The sequence below is a fragment of the Tautonia rosea genome (genome assembly GCF_012958305.1).
Taxonomy (GTDB): domain Bacteria; phylum Planctomycetota; class Planctomycetia; order Isosphaerales; family Isosphaeraceae; genus Tautonia; species Tautonia rosea.
On record NZ_JABBYO010000014.1, the window covers coordinates 55,426 to 72,410 of the forward strand.

General features: G+C 56.7%; 14 protein-coding genes. 4 read left to right on the forward strand and 10 right to left on the reverse strand.

Annotation, left to right across the window (positions count from 1 at the left end; all coding sequences use genetic code 11):
• Positions 1 to 183: 183 nt before the first annotated feature.
• The 6 genes from atpA to HG800_RS28500 all read right to left on the reverse strand — a co-directional run bounded on the left by atpA (position 184) and on the right by HG800_RS28500 (position 5,095).
• Positions 184 to 1,908, reverse strand: coding sequence for a F0F1 ATP synthase subunit alpha (atpA, locus tag HG800_RS21190; RefSeq protein ID WP_169979227.1), 1,725 nt, complete (start codon positions 1,906 to 1,908; stop codon positions 184 to 186).
• A 104-nt stretch (positions 1,909 to 2,012) separates the two neighbouring features.
• On the reverse strand, positions 2,013 to 2,648 hold the full coding sequence (gene atpH, locus HG800_RS21195) for an ATP synthase F1 subunit delta (RefSeq protein ID WP_169979229.1): 636 nt from the start codon (positions 2,646 to 2,648) through the stop codon (positions 2,013 to 2,015).
• Positions 2,648 to 3,349 (reverse strand): F0F1 ATP synthase subunit B, encoded by a 702-nt coding sequence (atpF, locus tag HG800_RS21200; protein ID WP_169979231.1) that lies wholly within the window; start codon positions 3,347 to 3,349, stop codon positions 2,648 to 2,650. The genes atpH and atpF overlap by 1 nt, the downstream gene beginning before the upstream one ends.
• A 124-nt stretch (positions 3,350 to 3,473) precedes the next feature.
• Positions 3,474 to 3,851: an ATP synthase F0 subunit C gene (gene atpE / locus HG800_RS21205; protein WP_169979233.1), complete on the reverse strand. Its 378-nt coding sequence runs from the start codon at positions 3,849 to 3,851 to the stop codon at positions 3,474 to 3,476.
• A gap of 101 nt (positions 3,852 to 3,952) precedes the next feature.
• A complete protein-coding gene (atpB, locus tag HG800_RS21210; RefSeq protein WP_169979235.1) occupies positions 3,953 to 4,762 on the reverse strand; it encodes a F0F1 ATP synthase subunit A in 810 nt (269 codons plus the stop codon).
• Between the two features lie 60 nt (positions 4,763 to 4,822).
• Entirely contained in the window at positions 4,823 to 5,095 is a 273-nt protein-coding gene (locus HG800_RS28500; protein ID WP_390622643.1) for an AtpZ/AtpI family protein, read from the reverse strand.
• 605 nt (positions 5,096 to 5,700) lie between these two features.
• Between HG800_RS28500 and HG800_RS21220 the strand changes: the two genes are divergently transcribed.
• The 3 genes from HG800_RS21220 to HG800_RS21230 all read left to right on the forward strand — a co-directional run bounded on the left by HG800_RS21220 (position 5,701) and on the right by HG800_RS21230 (position 8,661).
• A complete protein-coding gene (locus tag HG800_RS21220) occupies positions 5,701 to 6,789 on the forward strand; it encodes a DUF4912 domain-containing protein (RefSeq protein WP_169979239.1) in 1,089 nt (362 codons plus the stop codon).
• Positions 6,790 to 6,986: 197 nt separating this feature from the next.
• Entirely contained in the window at positions 6,987 to 7,769 is a 783-nt protein-coding gene (locus tag HG800_RS28275) for a UvrB/UvrC motif-containing protein (protein WP_169979241.1), read from the forward strand.
• 283 nt (positions 7,770 to 8,052) lie between these two features.
• A complete protein-coding gene (locus HG800_RS21230) occupies positions 8,053 to 8,661 on the forward strand; it encodes a 5-formyltetrahydrofolate cyclo-ligase (protein ID WP_169979243.1) in 609 nt (202 codons plus the stop codon).
• Positions 8,662 to 8,756: 95 nt separating this feature from the next.
• Here HG800_RS21230 and HG800_RS21235 read toward each other — a convergent pair whose 3' ends face one another.
• The gene (locus tag HG800_RS21235) at positions 8,757 to 9,896 is read right to left on the reverse strand and encodes a DUF6807 domain-containing protein (RefSeq protein ID WP_235963860.1); all 1,140 of its coding nucleotides are present in this window, start codon (positions 9,894 to 9,896) and stop codon (positions 8,757 to 8,759) included.
• A gap of 223 nt (positions 9,897 to 10,119) precedes the next feature.
• On the opposite strand from HG800_RS21235, the gene HG800_RS21240 reads away from it, so the two are divergent.
• Complete coding sequence (locus HG800_RS21240) at positions 10,120 to 10,671, forward strand: hypothetical protein (protein WP_169979248.1); 552 nt, start codon at positions 10,120 to 10,122, stop codon at positions 10,669 to 10,671.
• 29 nt (positions 10,672 to 10,700) lie between these two features.
• Here the strand turns inward: HG800_RS21240 and HG800_RS21245 are convergent, their stop codons facing one another.
• From HG800_RS21245 to HG800_RS21255, 3 genes are all read right to left on the reverse strand, one after another.
• Positions 10,701 to 11,846: a glucose-6-phosphate dehydrogenase assembly protein OpcA gene (locus HG800_RS21245; protein WP_169979250.1), complete on the reverse strand. Its 1,146-nt coding sequence runs from the start codon at positions 11,844 to 11,846 to the stop codon at positions 10,701 to 10,703.
• Positions 11,847 to 11,918: 72 nt separating this feature from the next.
• Positions 11,919 to 13,367, reverse strand: coding sequence for a sulfatase family protein (locus tag HG800_RS21250; RefSeq protein ID WP_169979252.1), 1,449 nt, complete (start codon positions 13,365 to 13,367; stop codon positions 11,919 to 11,921).
• A gap of 80 nt (positions 13,368 to 13,447) precedes the next feature.
• Positions 13,448 to 16,789 carry a S41 family peptidase gene (locus HG800_RS21255; RefSeq protein ID WP_169979254.1) on the reverse strand — a complete coding sequence of 1,114 codons (3,342 nt, stop codon included), beginning with the start codon at positions 16,787 to 16,789 and terminating at the stop codon, positions 13,448 to 13,450.
• Positions 16,790 to 16,985 lie beyond the last annotated feature (196 nt).

The following is a 16,985-nucleotide window of genomic DNA, read 5'->3' on the forward strand; positions in this document are numbered from 1 at the left end:
CTTCTCGGGATGGACCGGCTCCGGGTCTGTCGGATCACCGGCGGATAAGGCCAATTCAATCGAAGCCGATGGCTCCGACTGGCGAGGATTCACGGGGCTTCAAGGGAGCTGGCTGCAATACCTTGAAACCCCGAACTCAATCGACTGTCCAGAGGAGGAGGGAGCTGCATGGAGGGATCAGAGTTAGACTGAAGCGACCGTAGCAGCTGCCCCTGATGTGTGCTGGGGATGCGCCATTGAGTAGCGTGTCCGGAATTCCTCCAGGGCTGCTCGAAGTCCGGTGACAATTTCGTCGGTGAGCTTCTTCTCCTGCACCAAGCGGTCCCGAATCTCCTTCTTCTCGGTCGCCATGAACCGTAAGAACTCCTGCTCGAATTGCTGAACCTGAGAAACGGGTAGGCTGTCCAGGAAACCTTCGGAACCAGCAAAGATGCTCATGACTTGATCAGCGACGTTCATTGGCTGATATTGTGGTTGCTTTAGCAACTCCACCATCCGATACCCGCGATCAAGTTGTTGCTGGGTTGCCTTGTCAAGCTCAGTGCCGATCTGAGCAAAGGCCTCCAGCTCTCGGAAGGCGGCCAGGTCAAGCCGAAGCCCGCCGGCAACCTTCTTCATGGCCGGTACCTGAGCTTTGCCGCCCACACGGGAAACCGAAATGCCGACATCCACGGCGGGCCGGACACCGGCAAAGAACAAGTCCGGTTGAAGATAGATCTGACCATCCGTAATCGAGATGACATTTGTGGGAATATAGGCCGAGACCTCTCCCTCAAGAGTCTCGATCAAGGGGAGTGCTGTCAGCGAGCCTCCGGATTTCGCGGTCTTGGCGATTTTGTGTCCGGTGGAGTAGTTCGCCTTCAGATCGTGCTCAGCCTCTTCTTTACCAGGGACGCCAACGTAGACCTTCCCGTTCACACCCCAAGATTCGGTAACAGGGTCGGACGAGTTCTCTGTCGGAGCCGTCTCCGGAACTATGACGTATTTTTCTGCCAGCTTGGCTGAGCGCTCAAGAAGGCTGGAATGGATATAAAACACGTCGCCCGGATAGGCCTCACGGCCTGGGGGACGTCGAAGCAGGAGGGACAGCTCACGATACGCGACTGCCTGTTTCGACAGGTCGTCGTAAACGCAGAGGGTCGCCATGCCTTTCTCATACATGAAGTACTCGGCCATGGCGCATCCCGCGTAGGGAGCAATATGCGCCAGAGGAGCCGGATCGCTCGCTCCGGCGGCGACCACGATGGTGTAATCCATCGCACCTTCACGTCGAAGAATGTCGACCAGCTGAGCGGTGGTCGATTCCTTCTGGGCGATCGCCACGTAAACGCAGATGACCCCTTGGCCCTTCTGATTCAAGATCGTGTCGATCGCCACGGCAGTCTTGCCGGTCTTTCGGTCGCCGATGATCAACTCTCGCTGACCTCGGCCGATCGGGATCATCGAATCGATGGCCTTGATCCCCGTCTGCAACGGTTCGTCGACCGGTTGCCGCTCAGCGATGCCCGGAGCGGAAGAAAAGACCATTCGACTCGAGTCGGAAAGGATTGGGCCGCCATCGTCGATTGGAATTCCGAGCGGGTTGACAACCCGCCCGACCATGCCATCGCCAACCGGTACGCTCAACAATTCTCCGGTAGCCGTCGCCGTCTGGCCTTCGCGAATCTGCTTGAAATCCCCGAGGATGATCACACCCACCGAGGATTCTTCAAGATTCAGGGCCATGCCTCGAATCCCGTTCTCGAAAGCAACAACCTCGCCGGCCATGATGCCAGAGAGGCCGTGAATTCGAGCAATACCGTCACCGACTTCGAGCACTCGGCCGACTTCAACCCGGTCGACGTCGGCCCGGAACTCCTGGATCTCGCGCTGGATAAGTGAGGTGATCTCGTCGGATCGGAATTTCATAGGTCGACCTTCGATGGGGGGATCACTCAAGGCGGTCGGCAACGGGATCAATCCGAACACGTTACCAACGGAAGTCTTCGGGAAGCATTGTGGGGCACGGACGATCAATCGACCACGAGATCCATGCGAGTACGAAGCTCTCCGGCTCGACTGCGGAGCAAAACCTCGTGCATGCGTCGCAATTGATTCTGGATCGATGCATCGTAGAGTTGGTCGCCGATTTGGACCACCAGGCCGCCGATGAGGTCTGGCTGAACCTCCTCGGTGATCATGGGATTCGCTCCCCCGGCCAGGGAAACCAGGCGTTCTTGAAGTAATTCGCGCTGCTCGGAATCGAGTGGAACGGCAGATCGAACGGTTACAGGAATGCGATGATTTTGCCGATGCCAGATGGTCCGAGCGATTCGGGCAATCATGGGGACCAGGCCGAGACGACCCCGGCGGTTCAAGACCCTGAGAAAATTCAAAAGTGTCGGGTGAGCTCGGCCTTCAAATGTCGAAACCAGCAGTTGATCACGACGCTGTTGATCTGTGATTCCCTCGGACAACAAGCTCGCAAAGACGGGCTGGTTTTGAAAAATATCAGTGACGAACTCATCGAGTTCGCCCAGGATGACTTCGGTCTCGTTGGTGGTTGCTGCAACATTGAGCAGTGCGGTCGCATAACTCTGAGAGACCGCTTCGGTACCTTCGTCGAAAACGGTCCCTCGAACATCGGGAGATGACTCCTCGCTGCTCATCAACTGAGTCCTCCTCGACCATTAGGACCGACTGACTGGAGTTCCTGAGAAGCCACCTCGATCAGGCGACGATGCTCATCCCCCGAGATTTCTCGCCGAAGGACCTGCCCGGCGACCGTGACTGCAAGATCGGCCGAACGTTCGTACAGTTCAGCAACTGCCTGATCCTTGGCCGCCGAAATTTCTCGGGTGGCTCGCTCGACCGTTGCTTCCGCATCAGAACGAGCCTGGCTGAGTCGTTCCTGGTATGCCGTCTCGGCTTTGCGGTTGGCTTCGTCCATGATCTGTCGGACCTGATCCTGGACCTGTTCCATTTGCTTGCGATGCTGTTCGAGTAAGGCAGCTGCCTCAGCCCGAGCGTTCTCTGCCTCTCGGAACGCAGATTCCAGCGATTGCTCGCGATCTTCAAGTGCCTTGGAGATCGGTCCCCAAGCAAATCGGTAGAGCAAGACCAGGAGCAGGAAAAAGACAATAACCGTGTAAATCGCAAGAGAAGATTCAGCAGCGAGGATATTTATCTCACCTTCGCTTGCGGCGTGAGTGTCGCCGTGCGGCTCGCCTTCATGAGTAGCGTCCGCCTGAGCCGTATCCTCGAAAGGCGGTGCGGCAACTGCCGAAACGTGACCACCAATCCAGATTGCCGTAAGGGTGATCAGTGTTGTCATCAGTGGCCCGAAGGCCGATAGCTTGCGCCGGAGCATCGCAGGGGGGCCTCGCGATCGTGTCGGTTCGCGGCGATCAGGGTATGCGAAAGCGAACGAAAAGGGAGATTCATCTCGAAACATCCGAGAACCCTTTATGCTCTCGGATGTTTCGTGGCTCGACTCAGTACGCGGAAAGAATGAAACCGATGATAATCAAGGCAAAGAAGGAGACACCTTCAATCAACGCGGCCGAGATAATCATCGCGGTCTGAACATTACCAGCGGTTTCCGGTTGACGGGCCATACTTTCCACGGCCGACCGGGTCAGCAAACCGATTCCGAAACCGGCACCAATAATCACCAGACCGGCACCCAACGCTCGAGAGTCCGCGAACGCACCTTTGGCAGAAGCGGCACTTGCGATCCGAGCTGCATCCTCAGCCGATTCAGCCTGGAAGGACACGGCGGCCGAGCCGTCCTGGCCAAACGAGGCAATAGCCGGGACCAGCAGGGCGGCGGTGAAGACCAGAATCGGGGCGGCGATCTTCGCGAAGGACATTGGGGGGAACACTCCTCAGGGGTTGTGGGGCAGGGGATCGATGGGGCGAGGGCAAAAAAACCAGCGGACACCCGCCGCTGGAGAGCCCGTCCGCCGCGAACTCAATGCGAGTGGACGGCCGCACCGATAAACAACGCCGACAAGAAGGTGAAAATATATGCCTGCAGGAACGCGACGAATAGTTCGAGCAGGCTTAGCAACACCACACCGCCGACGCTGGCGGCAATGACAGGCCCTTTGATGTAGAGGGCAGCCTCCGACACCGTCAGGGTGAAGCCAAGGATCACCGCCAGCACAATGTGGCCAGCGAGCATGTTCGCAAATAGTCGTACCGAGAGCACCACGTGCCGGATCAAGAGGCCAGCCACCTCGATGACGAACATCAGCGGCCAGAGAAACGGCTTCATGATCCAGGGTACGTCCATATGCGGCACAAGGTTTTTCAGGAAACCAGCCGGCCCCATCTCCTTGACGCCCGCCACAACAACAGCTCCGAGCGTCATCAGAGCCAGCGTCGCCGTGACGTTGATATTTCCCGTGGCTGAAGCCCCGCCGGGAATCATTCCCAGCAAGTTGCAGATCAGCACAAAGAAAAAAACGGTCCAGAGATAGGGCAAGAACTGATCCGCATGATGATGGCCAATGGCTGGTCTGGCCACTTTGTCTCGAATGAAGACGAGAATCGCTTCGAAGACGTTCAAGAGACGGCCTCGAGTCACCTTCTGACGGGCCGCATGACGAGCAAGCGGAATGAAGATCGCGAGCATCAAAAGCGCGGCGACCGCTTCCATGACCATGAACCGCGTCACCTGAATCCCGAACAGGACAGGCAAATCCAGTTCTCCAAGGAACGGGATTTCGAGCGTCGGGTGATCTATAACGTGGTCGAGTGGATTGTGTTCGTCGGCCATGGATGATCGTTAAGGTTCGAGAGTTCGCCGGGGGGGAAATCGTTCGAATCCGAAGGGGGGTCACCCACGCGATCCGTTCGATCGGGTTGAGGAGGCAAGCCGAACCATGTGAAACATGCCAAGGAGAAAGCCCAGGCACGCTCCCACGAGAGTCGCCGTCGGTGCGGTCCCCCAACGTCGATCGAGAGCGAATCCTGCCACCGCGGGCAAGGAGAACTCAAGACCTAACGTCGAGATCCGATACGCCCAGATAAACCCAGCCGATACGGGACTCGGGGATGAAGGGGAAGGCAACCGGAACACCTCGGCCCTATGTTGCAAGGGGCCAGTCACTCTTACGAAAGGACCCGCACGGGATCATTACGACGAGCGTGGAGACGGGTCTCGAAAACCTTCCAGTGATCCCTGATGGAATCACTTGATACATCGCACAGACCAGTGCTGTCAACTCCCCAGACCCCACTTTGAGAAATTTTTCACAGATTGGCCGCGGCCTTTACCCGTTCATGCCGGAAACTGTACCAACTCGCTGCAAGTGTCCGTTGATGGACACCCTGGACATTTTTTTCATTGACAGGAAGTGGTAAATAATGGTATCAACATCGTAGCTGGAAGCATTGTCTGCGTCCCTCAGAGCCGATTAAGGGCTTGCCGATGGGCACACGCTTACTCACAATTCGGACTTCTTCGTAAAGGCGGCGAGTTGATCACCCTATTGGGCGATCAATCGGCCGCCTTCGGTGTTTTCTTGTGGGTTAGTGTTCTGCTCTTCTGGTAACTGTTCACATCCTCTGAGTGAACGTTCCGGCTGCTTCCGCCAGTTCGCAGTCCGGGAGACATGGATTTCTCCGGATCGGCCCACTCACGGATGATGTCCGCGATGACCACGACGGGCCGCAAGGGCCCCCGCCTGCGGCTCGGATTCGGAGTGGCCAGAGATGACTGTCGAGACGCTCAAGGACTGCAACAAGAAGGAGCTGGCCCGGATGGCGAAAGACCGGGGAATCCCCGGTTGGCATGCGATGCGAAAAGACCAGCTCGTCCGAGCACTCACCACCGCAATCGCTCCCCCGTCATTGCCTGGTCGCTCTTCTAGCATCAAAAAAAACGATACGAGCGAAGTCAAGTCCCGCGACGTCCGCCGTCGCCGATCCCGGCCTGAACTCCGGGAACCGGAACCAGAGCACACTTCCGTTCAGGCGTCCCCTCCCAGGACCCTGGACCACGGTTGTATCAAGGATCGAATTATCACTTCGGTGCGCGATCCCTATTGGTTGCACACTTACTGGGAACTGAGCCGAACAACCCTCGGCCGCGCCCAGGCTGCCATGGGCCAGGAATGGCACCGGGCTCGACCGATTCTTCGTTTGTTCGATGTCACCAGCGAAGACACCACGTCTAATGCCGAGCGCGTCGTTCGAGACATCCCGATTCACGGGGGCGTGAACAACTGGTACATCGACGTCTGCGAGCCCCCCCGTTCGTATCGGGTCGACATTGGATATCTCTCCTCGCAGGGAAGGTTCTTCGTCCTCGCTCGCTCCAATGTGGTTACCACTCCTCGCGTCGGCTGCAACGATCTGCTTGATGAACACTGGGCCAGTGTCGACTCCCAGTACCAGACCATCTTCAAGCAATCATTGCATGGCGGTTCTGCCTCACGAGACCTCCTCGAAATTTTCGAGGAACGCCTGCGACGTCCAATGAACCCCCTGAATTTCTCCAGCCTCGGGACCGGTGCGCTTCAGGCCTCGAATGGAAGCAGGAATTTTCACTTCGAAATCGATGCCGAGTTGATCGTCTATGGCACGACCGAACCAAATGCGAAAGTCACCCTCCAAGGCGAGCCTGTCAAACTTCGCCCCGATGGATCGTTCAGCGTTCGCTTCAGCCTTCCTGACAGCCGTCAAATTATCCCAGCTGTCTCCTCCAGTCCCGATGGCGTTGAAGAGCGTACGATTGTCCTCGCGGTCGAGCGGAACACCAAAGAGCTCGAACCGATGATCCACGACGGCAACGAACTCTGATCACATCGTCTCAGAGTGCTTTCCAGGCGTTTTGCTCTCGACGCCGCGACTCATCCCGTGTTTCTGGGAGAGTCGCGGCGTCTTTTTATTCGTCGAAATACCTGGACTGGCATAGACTTCTCTCAAGGCTCTCGGGTCGATTCGGCTCGGGTAGATTGAGCCAATGGTGCCCGAGGGATCGTCAAGAGGCTGCGAACGTGAGTAAAGATATTTGTCTAATTCTCGCCGGTTGGGATCACGACCCTGATGATTTTCAGGTCCGGATCGTGGCCGGTCTCGACGGCCGAGACAAGCTTCAGATGCGGCTTGATCTTGGATTGCTCCAGATGGAACTTGAGGGCAGGCCAGACGGTCAGAAACCCTTCGGAGCCGACTCATTGCTCGACTATCATGAGATGCAGGCCAGGCAAAGCCAATCGGACTCCCTCGGATACACCCTCGAACCCTCCGACTGCGAAGAGCTCATGCGAGAGGGTATCCAATTTTATCACCGCTACGTCGCGCTCTTTCACCTGGGACGCTATGACCTCGTCTCAAGAGACACCGATCGCAATCTCCGACTGTTCGAATTTGTGAAGTCCTACGCAATTCGTGATCGCGACAAGTTCGCCTTCGATCAGTATCGTCCCTACGTCACCATGATGCGGGCCCGAGCACTTGCCCATCAGGCACTTGACCGGAGTGATCATCGCACTGCAATCGACGCGCTCGATCAGGCCATTCGAGCAATCAAGGGATTCTTTCACGAGTACGATCAGCAGGATCAGCTCAACAGCTCTCAAGAACTGATCCTTCTTCGCAAACTTCGTCGAGAGATCGAGCGAGAACGACGTACCGATCCTGTCGAACGGCTCGACGATCAGCTGCTCCACGCAGTTGCCCGGGAAGACTACGAGGAAGCAGCTCGCATCCGCGACCAGATCCAGCGGCTTCGAAATGCGAGTTCCATGAACCCCTCCGATCGAAGTCCCGCCTCTTGATGGTCAGGGTGAGACGTGCTACAGTTCCACAGTCTGGTTCGCCAGACCCTCTGCCATGTTCGCGAAGGGTGTCGCTTATTGGAGAACCAACGCTAAGACCCGTAGGGGCCCGTACGATTCCTCGGCTTTGCCAGCGAATCTGAGCGCCCCACTTGAACTGCGGGTTCTCAAAACCGCCCTGGACGGCATTAGGGTGGAGGACTTCATCGAGCCCGTACCTTGTCTTCTTCTTTGCGGAAGCATTGTTCGGGCTCTTGCTCTTTCAATCGAAGGGTGATCTGTGGTGTCGACTGATCCTCTCCGCACCGCTAAATCGCGGTTGCGTAGTCTCGTTGTCGACCGCATTCTGGCGATGAGCGAGGTTAACCGCCTTCACGAGGAACAGACGCTTCAGGACTGCTTCCAGACCCTTCCCGGTTTTGACCAGGCGAAAATCGTTCTCCTGTTCATCGCTCACCTTCCCGAAGAGGTGGCGACACGATCCATGATCGAAGATGCGATCGGGCGAGGGAAGACTGTGGTCTGCCCTCGCGTGGATCGCAAGGAGCGTCGCCTGAGACTCTTTCGGCTTGACAGTTTCGAGGACGACCTCGTGCCTGGCCCGTTCGGCATTCCCGAACCCAAGCCCGGCTCGTTCGAATTCCTTCCGAAGGAGATCGACTGGGCGTTAATCCCTGGAATTGCGTTCGATGTTCGGGGGTATCGACTGGGCCGAGGAGCTGGATTTTACGATCGTCTCATTCCGTTACTCAACCCAAAGGCGCCTCGCCTTGCGTTGATCCTCGACCCTCAATGGGTCGACGAGGTGCCAACCGAACCTCACGATCAGCCCGTCCATGGGGTGATCGGCACTCAACGCTCATGGCTGTCTCCCGAGTTTCCCGCCTCTTAGACACCATCCAGATCAATCCAGCTCCATCCTGTCAGCAATAGAGGCCAAGGACCAAGCTGGAATCATCCGATCGGCCGATCACCATCACGTTTCGGTCACTCCGACTCGCGTAGGGTGACTTGTGGAGGATTCGCATAGGCATCAAAAGCCTTGGCGATCTGGGCCTGTTCTGTGTCACCTTTGTGGAAAATGACCCGATAGCCAAGTGTTATCGATTCTCCCGGCGCAATCGTGTGTGTGCCTGAGTCGGCGTACTTGAAGTCTTTGTATCCGAACGGATTCGCCGCAAAGAGCCCATAGTCACGAACGTGCCAGGTTGTTGGATAACGGAAGCTGCTGGGGTGATTCAAGATCGCAACGCCGAGGATCTCATCTCCGATTGGGCCGGTGTAATCGACCCACGGCGACGCCTTACCCCATGCCTCAGAGTTCTGTATCCCCTCGGCATTGAGAATTCGCCCTCCCGTATTCTTATTGACGTTCATGGATGAAGCCAGTCGCAGCCCGAAAGTTCCTTCCTTCGTATCTTCGAACGTGACAGGAGATGTTCCGGCGGAAATCGTCACGTCGAAATCAACCACACGCACCTCTTCAAGGTCATAGGTGCGCCAAACGCGATGGTCTGTGCAAAGAACCTGCCCCTCGGGCGATTTCCAGGCGTTGGTCGTTTCGATCACTCCGACAACCGGTCCCTCAACGACACTCAGGCGATTCGATTCTGAGATCGTCCCGAACGTTGGATTGGGCCGGTTAAGCGGATCAGAGGCCCAGAAGTCGATTCCATTGACATTTCCATGCGTAAACCAGAACGATCGTTGATGTGGGTGGTCCCGATCTTCCCCTTCCACGTCCTCCATTGGGTAAGCCCTCGTGATGGGAGCCCCGGTAGGACCAATGACAGGAAAGAAATACGGTTTGTGACCATCCGCCGCGCGGTAGATGGTGAAGAGTTCACCATCGATCTCGACCCTTAAATTACTCCCTTCAGGCGTGATCGATACCCCGTCAGACGAGCCTGAGGATGGGACCATTGCGTATTGAATCGTTTCACTCGCTCCAAGTGCAGGAATTACCATTGCCAGCCCTAGCGATTCCCCGTCCTCGATGACCTGAGCTTCCAGAGGAGCCCCGCCTCCTTCAATCGGCACCAAAGAGAAAGACCCTGGTTCAAGCTCCGCATCCTTGATCGAGAGATAAACCGGGGAATTGGTTAGCTCGACACCGGTACCGCTCAAGGTCAATGTCAGGTCCCCTGCCAGGGCAGGTGGACCCGCAAGCAAGACGAGCAAGAGGGTGGCATTCGTGAATCGTTCCATCATCACAGTCCTCCCGGAGAAGCATGTCGAAAACCTGACGGAAGCATCGAGTTCAGGGCTGACACATGGCCTGACATCGTCTGAGCGGCTATCCTACGGCCACTCAGGTTCGGATCGCCAGGGGGGAGCGGGGCCTCATCGAATGACCTACGAGGAGTTTTTTCAAGAGTGTTCCCGCCTCCTCAACCCGCTCCAGACTTCGAGCGACCCTGGAGAGGAATTTCGGGCCCCACCGCTCGACGTGCTTCGATATGAAGTACGCCCCGTCCGACTCCACTGGATTCCCGTCCTTGGCCGGGCGCTCGGCGTGGTCTCGATCATTCATCAGCCGAAGGACATCACGGCCAGTGCCGAGTCGCATCGAGCACTTCTCCTCCGTGTTTCCCAGGCCGTTCATGGACGATACCCGCCTTGGCCTTCGGGTGGCCACGGATTTGTGATCGGTCTGACCACTGTCATTGTCACGACCGATCGGATCACTCCTCAAGACGAGCAATTCCTGGAAGGTGTGTTTCCCACTCATTTTCGGTCGCGGATCGTCCCGATGGCGATCTTCCGCGTGAACCTCGAACAGGAAGCCTTCGCGTTCGCCATCGGTCCCTCGGCTCAAGACCTTTTTCCGGAGCCGATGACCCTGGCAGATGGACTCTCCAGCCTTCTTGGGCGCTTTGTTCCTCCCCTTGAGCTGGACTGATGGCCGCATCTCCAGGGATCCCCCGTGTTTCAGCCTCCGAGCAACCACAGAGTGATCGGGAATGCTCGATGGTAAGGCGGATCTGAGCGATCCGTCAGCAAAGCCGCCGAGACGCGATGGGCCGTCTCGTCCCGAGGAACCTTAACCAGTCTCGGGAAGGCGCAGCCCGAGCCTTGACCATCCGTGACGCAGATCTCGCACGTCCCCTCGCCACCACACTGAATTGTGAGTGTGGTTGCAGGGTGAGTATCCGGTCGGAGGGTGATCTCGACCTCCTCGATCTGGGCAAGAGCACCCATTTCGCTCATCACCGATTCCAGAACAACCTTGATCAATCCCTCCCGACCACGCAAGGAGGCTTCACATCGGCCATCACCGAGAATTTGAGGCGATCCCTCGGGCTTCCAGCCCAGTTGCCCAGCCAGCCAGCCAACCAGCCATGCCGCGGCGCGGGATGGTCGATCAGTGTCCTTCACGTTCGACCTGACCCGAATCGAGACAATCCGTCCGAGATTCCCCGCCACAGGGGCATCGAATTGATCCGCGATAAGGCTTCGCCAGGTTGTCAGTCCAAACCAGGCCAGATCCCTCGCCTTCTGCCCCTCATCTGCCTTCAATGCCGCAGCAAAGCTGCCAGGATCGGCCTCGGGATCGGGGAGATCGAGAATGACTCGAGTGGCTTCCCCAGCCAGTTGCTCGAACAACTCGGGAGCCTCGCGCGGGTCGTCGCACCACCAAAGAACTGAATGGAGGTCGGATTCGACCAACGATCGGACCGCACCGGGCAACAGGTCGCGACCCTCAACGCTGGTTCGCAGGATGATCTGTTCGCTACAGACCTGCGGACGACCAGGCGCCGGGAGATGACACTGGGCAGAGACTTCTGCCAATAGCTTCCGACCCGCCTGAGGGTCAGGCCTCAGGATAATGAGTCGAGAAGGATACTGGGTCGTGATCGCCTCAATGGTTTTTTCCATTTCCGGTCGATTCGGTCCGAGATTCACCAGCACGACATTTGCCAGGACCACTCGGGTCACGGCTGGAGAATCAAGTTCCGGTCCCCCCGCCTTCTCAGCGGCTGGGCCCCAAAGATGATCAAGGGCCTGTTCGACTTCGGTCAATTCGACCGGAATGCCATTCCCGTCATAAAACGCTTCGACAGAACTGGACGACATGATGGAACTCTCAACTCAATCGAGATCGGAGAAGCAAAGGACCGCATGGTCTGACCTTCTGCGTGGCTGCATTCACTTTCCTTCCCGCTGCCATTGTTTCATGAGGGCGATGTTGGACTCGATCTCCGCAGCACGCTCTGGGTTGGTTCGCTTTACGCTTTGGAGATAAAGCGTCATGTCGCTCTCGTACATCGCAATCGGCTCAGGAACAACCCCGCGATCTCCCGTCATTTCCATCCATTCGAGCAGCGCGTGCTGAAGCGTGAGCAATTGCGGGTGATCTTCGGACGTGGCGAGGTTTGAAAGCTCCCACGGATCGGTCACGAGATCGTAGAGCTCGTAACGGGGTCGCTGCGATGCGAAATGAAGCTTCTGAGCTTCATTCAACGCACCGACCTGATGCAATCGTCTGAGCGTTTGCAGAATTTCCTTGTGATCCTTGTACGTATTCGGTTGGAGATAAGGTCTCTCGGGATAACGGTTTAAGATTAACTTGAAACGATCGGTTCTGATGCTTCGAATTCCATCGACGGTCTCGTCACAACGATCTCTGGCCGAAATGACGAACGGTCGAGGCTGGTGATCGTCCGTAAACAACGATCGCCCTTCCAACCGCGAAGGAATTGCGATCCCAGCCAGCTCCAGCGAAGTCGATGACGTGTCAATATGAGCAATTAAGTCGCTACGGACGGTTCCTTTCGGGAGATTTGGTCCACGTACGATGAACGGAATCTTGATCCCTTCCTCGTATAAAAACTGTTTGCCGCGAGCATGACTAATGCCGTGGTCTGTGATGAAAAAGATATACGTCGAATCAATAAGACCTTCCTTCTCCAATCGATCTAGAATCTGGCCGACCTGCCTGTCCGTGTAACGCACTGCGTCCAGGTACCGGGCCCAGTCTTCCAGTATCACGGGGTCTCGAGGGTAGTAGGGTGGGAGGGTGACGGAATCCGGATCGGTGAGAGAACCCAGTTCTGCCTCCGCTCGTTTGGCCCAGTTTCCTCCTTCTCGAAGCTTTCCACCGCTCAGTTGAATTTGAGCGAAGAAGGGTTGCCCTTCCGCTCTTCCCGACCAGTCGGACCCATCGTAAACGTTTGAGTCAAACTTGAAATTGTAATCAGTTTTGCCCGTTCGACCGTCGATCGTACCGTTACTGGTAAAATAGTCAGCCTCTTGAAAGAGGGACGGAATCAGTACCACACCCTCTGGTAAGTCGATCGAGGCTGTTCCCCGACCACTGCGGTGGTGGTGAGCACCGATCGTCGTCTGATACATCCCGGTGATCAATGCCGACCGAGATGCCGAGCACACTGGGGCGGTCACGAAAGCGTTTGCAAAACGCACCCCTTCGGCGGCCAGACGGTCCACATGCGGTGTTTCGATCGTCGATTCCCCATAACAACCGAAGTGGGGCGACATGTCCTCAACAATGATCCAGAGGACATTCGGACGGTTGTCTGCCCTCAGGAGACTTGTGACTCCCAAGACACAACCGAGCACGAGGAGTAGTCTTTGCATGGGAGAGGGCTCCTATCCCGGTTCCCGGGGAGGCGAACAAGACCATCGACCACCTCCCCAAGAAACCGTGGTCTCCACGATCAGTCCAGTTTCACGGGGTCCTCAGGTCGTTCGGGAAGGATCAAGGGTTCCTCATCGATCGCCTTCATAATCTCTGCGATGGCTCGTTCGAGCTGAGGGTCTTTCCCGTTGAGGACCGAGGCAGGATCGTTGGCCACGTCGATGTCGGGTTCAACACCATATCCTTCGATGATGTAGGAGCCGTCGACGTCATTTGTACCGAATTCCGGCACATTGACCCCCCCACCGTCGATCAGCGGCCCATGATCCGTGATGCCGACCACACCGCCCCAGGTTCGTTTGCCGATCAGGGGGCCAAGTCCGGCCTGCTTGAATCGGGCGGGGAAAATATCACCATCCGATGCGCTGTTTGCATTGATCAGGCAGGCCATGTGTCCGTAGAAGACCTGATTCGGATACGTCCCAACCCGATCGCTGTTACGACTGAATCGTGTGCCAAGCAAGCTTCGGTTGAGCCGTTCGATGAGCATCTGAGACACGTTACCGCCGCCGTTGTTCCGCACGTCCACCACAAGCCCTTGCTTGCGAATCTGTGGGTAATAGGTCTTGATGAATTCTCGAAGCCCTTCCGCTCCCATATTAGGAATATGAATATATCCCAATCGACCTTCCGAAGCGTCTGCCACCTTGCGACGGTTCCCCTCGACCCACGCCAGGTAGATCAGGTCCGTCTCGCTCGACCTTGGCCGAACGGTGACAAACCGAGAATCCTCGCGCGTTGGGTCGTCGCTCACTTCCAGTGTCAGGGGCTGAGTGGCCTTGTCTCTCAAGAGTTCGAACGGGTTACGATCGGCTGTCAGGTCCACGCCATCGATTGAGAGGACATAATCTCCTTCACTGACGTTAACGCCCACTTCGGTCAGGGGAGACCGGTACGTCTCTTCCTCATTCTGACCCTTGAAAATTCGAGAGATCCGATAGCGTCCCGATTCCTCGTCGAGCGTAAACCGACATCCAAGCAATGCCACGCGAGGGCGATCGGGAACGTCGTAGTCACCTCCCGTGATGTAAGCATGGCCGACGTTGAGTTCCGCGATCATTTCACTGATCACGTAGTTGAGATCCGAGCGATGTCCGACATGCTCTAGGAGCGGACGGTATTGAGCCCGAATCGCTTCCCAATCGTAACCATGCATGTTCTCGACATAAAAGTAATCTCGGAATCGTCTCCAGACCTCATCAAAAATCTGCGGCCACTCCTCCTCTGGAACCCGATCCACCCGGACGCCTCCCGTGGACACGGATTTCGCAGAATCCTTTCCGCCCGGCGTCGCATCAAGCAACGTAAAATTCCCTCCGTTGCGAGCCAATATCTTCTTCCCATCCTGTGAGAGGACGTAGGTGCTGACCTCCTCGGCCAGATCCGTTGCCTTACGATCTTCGATCGAAAAAATCACGAGGGTTGGCTTCACGCCCGACTCACGACCGTAAAAAAACGGACCGGAACGGACAAAAATCAGGTGTCCTTCCTTTGCCGTCAATTGATCGTAGTTGTCGGCCGGCAACGGCACGCGAGTCACTCGAGACGAGAGCCCTTCGAGGTCGATCGAGAACTCCTCCTCCGAATCCTTGTCGTCATCCTCATCGTCGTCGGTGTCCGAATCCTCATCCTCCTCCTTGGAATCCTCGTCCTCGGCCCCGTTCTTGTCGGCCTCGACTTTCTCATCGTCGTCGATCGTCACTTCATCAATTTCAGGAGGGAAGGGATGCTCAACATCCTTCCGTAGGGCCATCGCAAACAGCCCCACCTCGCGAGTCAGGGAATAGTTCCACTCGATTGTCGAGATCTGAGGCGCATAGTCTCGATCGCTCAGGAAGTAAAGAAAGTTCCCATCAGGATCCCAGGCCGGGCTGTAGGCATTAAACATCGGATCGGTTATCGGCGTGGGCCCCTCGTCGCCGGCTTTCCAGAGATAGAGCACTCGATAATCACTTGGCTCACTCAGGCTGAAGGCGAGCCATTGCCCATCGGGAGACCAGACATAATCGAGCGATCGGCCCGAGGGCTCGTGAGCAACCTTGATGACTTCTTTGCTCTCGACATTCAAGACGAAGATCGAGCCCGTTTGATCCGCGAACGCAACGCGTGCTCCGTCGGAAGACCAGAGCGGATTGATCTTTCTCGCCGTGCTCTCGCGAGTCAGTGCCGTTGGCTCACCGATTCCATCTTGAGGAACAAGGTAAATTTCCTCCTCTCCTGTCTCATCGGAAACATAGAGGACAGATTTTCCATCCGGTGACCATCGGGCTGCGCGATCGTGGGCTCCTGGAGATCGCGTCAGGTTGCGGGTTGGTCCGTGTTCGATCGGGGCGCTGAACACGTCTCCCCGGCCGACAAACAAGACCCGCTCCCCTTTCGGACTCAATTCAAAGTCTTCCAGTACGTCAGAGGCATCAATCCGCTGTGGACGGCGGGGCAGTGCATCATCCGGAACACTGATTGAGATCTTCTGCACATCTCCCGATTCGACATTCAGGACATAGAGCTCTCCTGCTTTCTCAAAAACAATCCGGCCGTCGTCAGCCTTGCTCGGCCAGCGAACATCCCACGTCGATTCCTCGGTCAACGCGGTGGTTTCCTCGGACTCGGGATCAAATTTGTAAAGGTTGAGCGTCCCGGATCGGTCCGAGGAAAAATAAATCGCGTCGCCGATCCACATCGGGTCGCGCTCGGTCCGCTTCGAGTGCGAAACCGGCGTCAGTTCCGCACTCTCCCTGTCGAAAATGTAGAGATCCTGAGCCCATCCACCTTCGTACCGCTTCCACGATCGGAATTCTCGGGTCAACGGCGAGTAAACAATCTGGTTTCCCTCGGGAGACAGGTCGCCGCCTCCCGAAATCGGCATTGGTAGGGCCTCGGGGAAGCCTCCCTTCGCAGAGACTGTATATAGCCTCGTATCTGTGAGATCCCACCCGTCACGCATCGATCGAAAGAGGACTGATGATCCATCCGGCGTCCAGCCATATACTTGGTTATCGTATCCCCATCGTGGAGGCAGGGGCCCTCGCGCCGGATAATGGGTCAAACGCTTCGGAACTCCTCCGTGACTTGGCATGACGTAAACTTGCTCGTCGCCGTCGTACTGGCCCGTAAAGGCAATCTGCGACCCGTCCGGAGAGAATTTCGGAAAGAGTTCAAGTCCCGGATGAGTCGTTAAGCGACGGGCGATACCCCCTTCTGCCGGAGCAGTCCACAGATCTCCGCCATAGGTGAACACGACCGTCGACTGATGCAAGTCCGGGTATCGGAGGAGCTTCGTCTCTCCGTTCGCAGTCTGAGCGTCTGCCAAGCCGATCATCAGGCCCAGCAGTCCGATCGTCAGAAGCCTGAATCGAGTCATGTTGCAATTCCATCGCATCGAGAAATCCCCAAATCGTGAGGAGGGGAAGCCATCTCTCGACCCGTCCGGGCAAAGTCGGTCGGGTCAGGTCGCGATGATTCTACGACGCTCCTCAGTTCAGGTCACGCGGTTCCTTTGCTGGCTCATCTACCGATTGCGAGTTTTCTCCCCCCGGTTTCCTCAAAGACCCTCATGC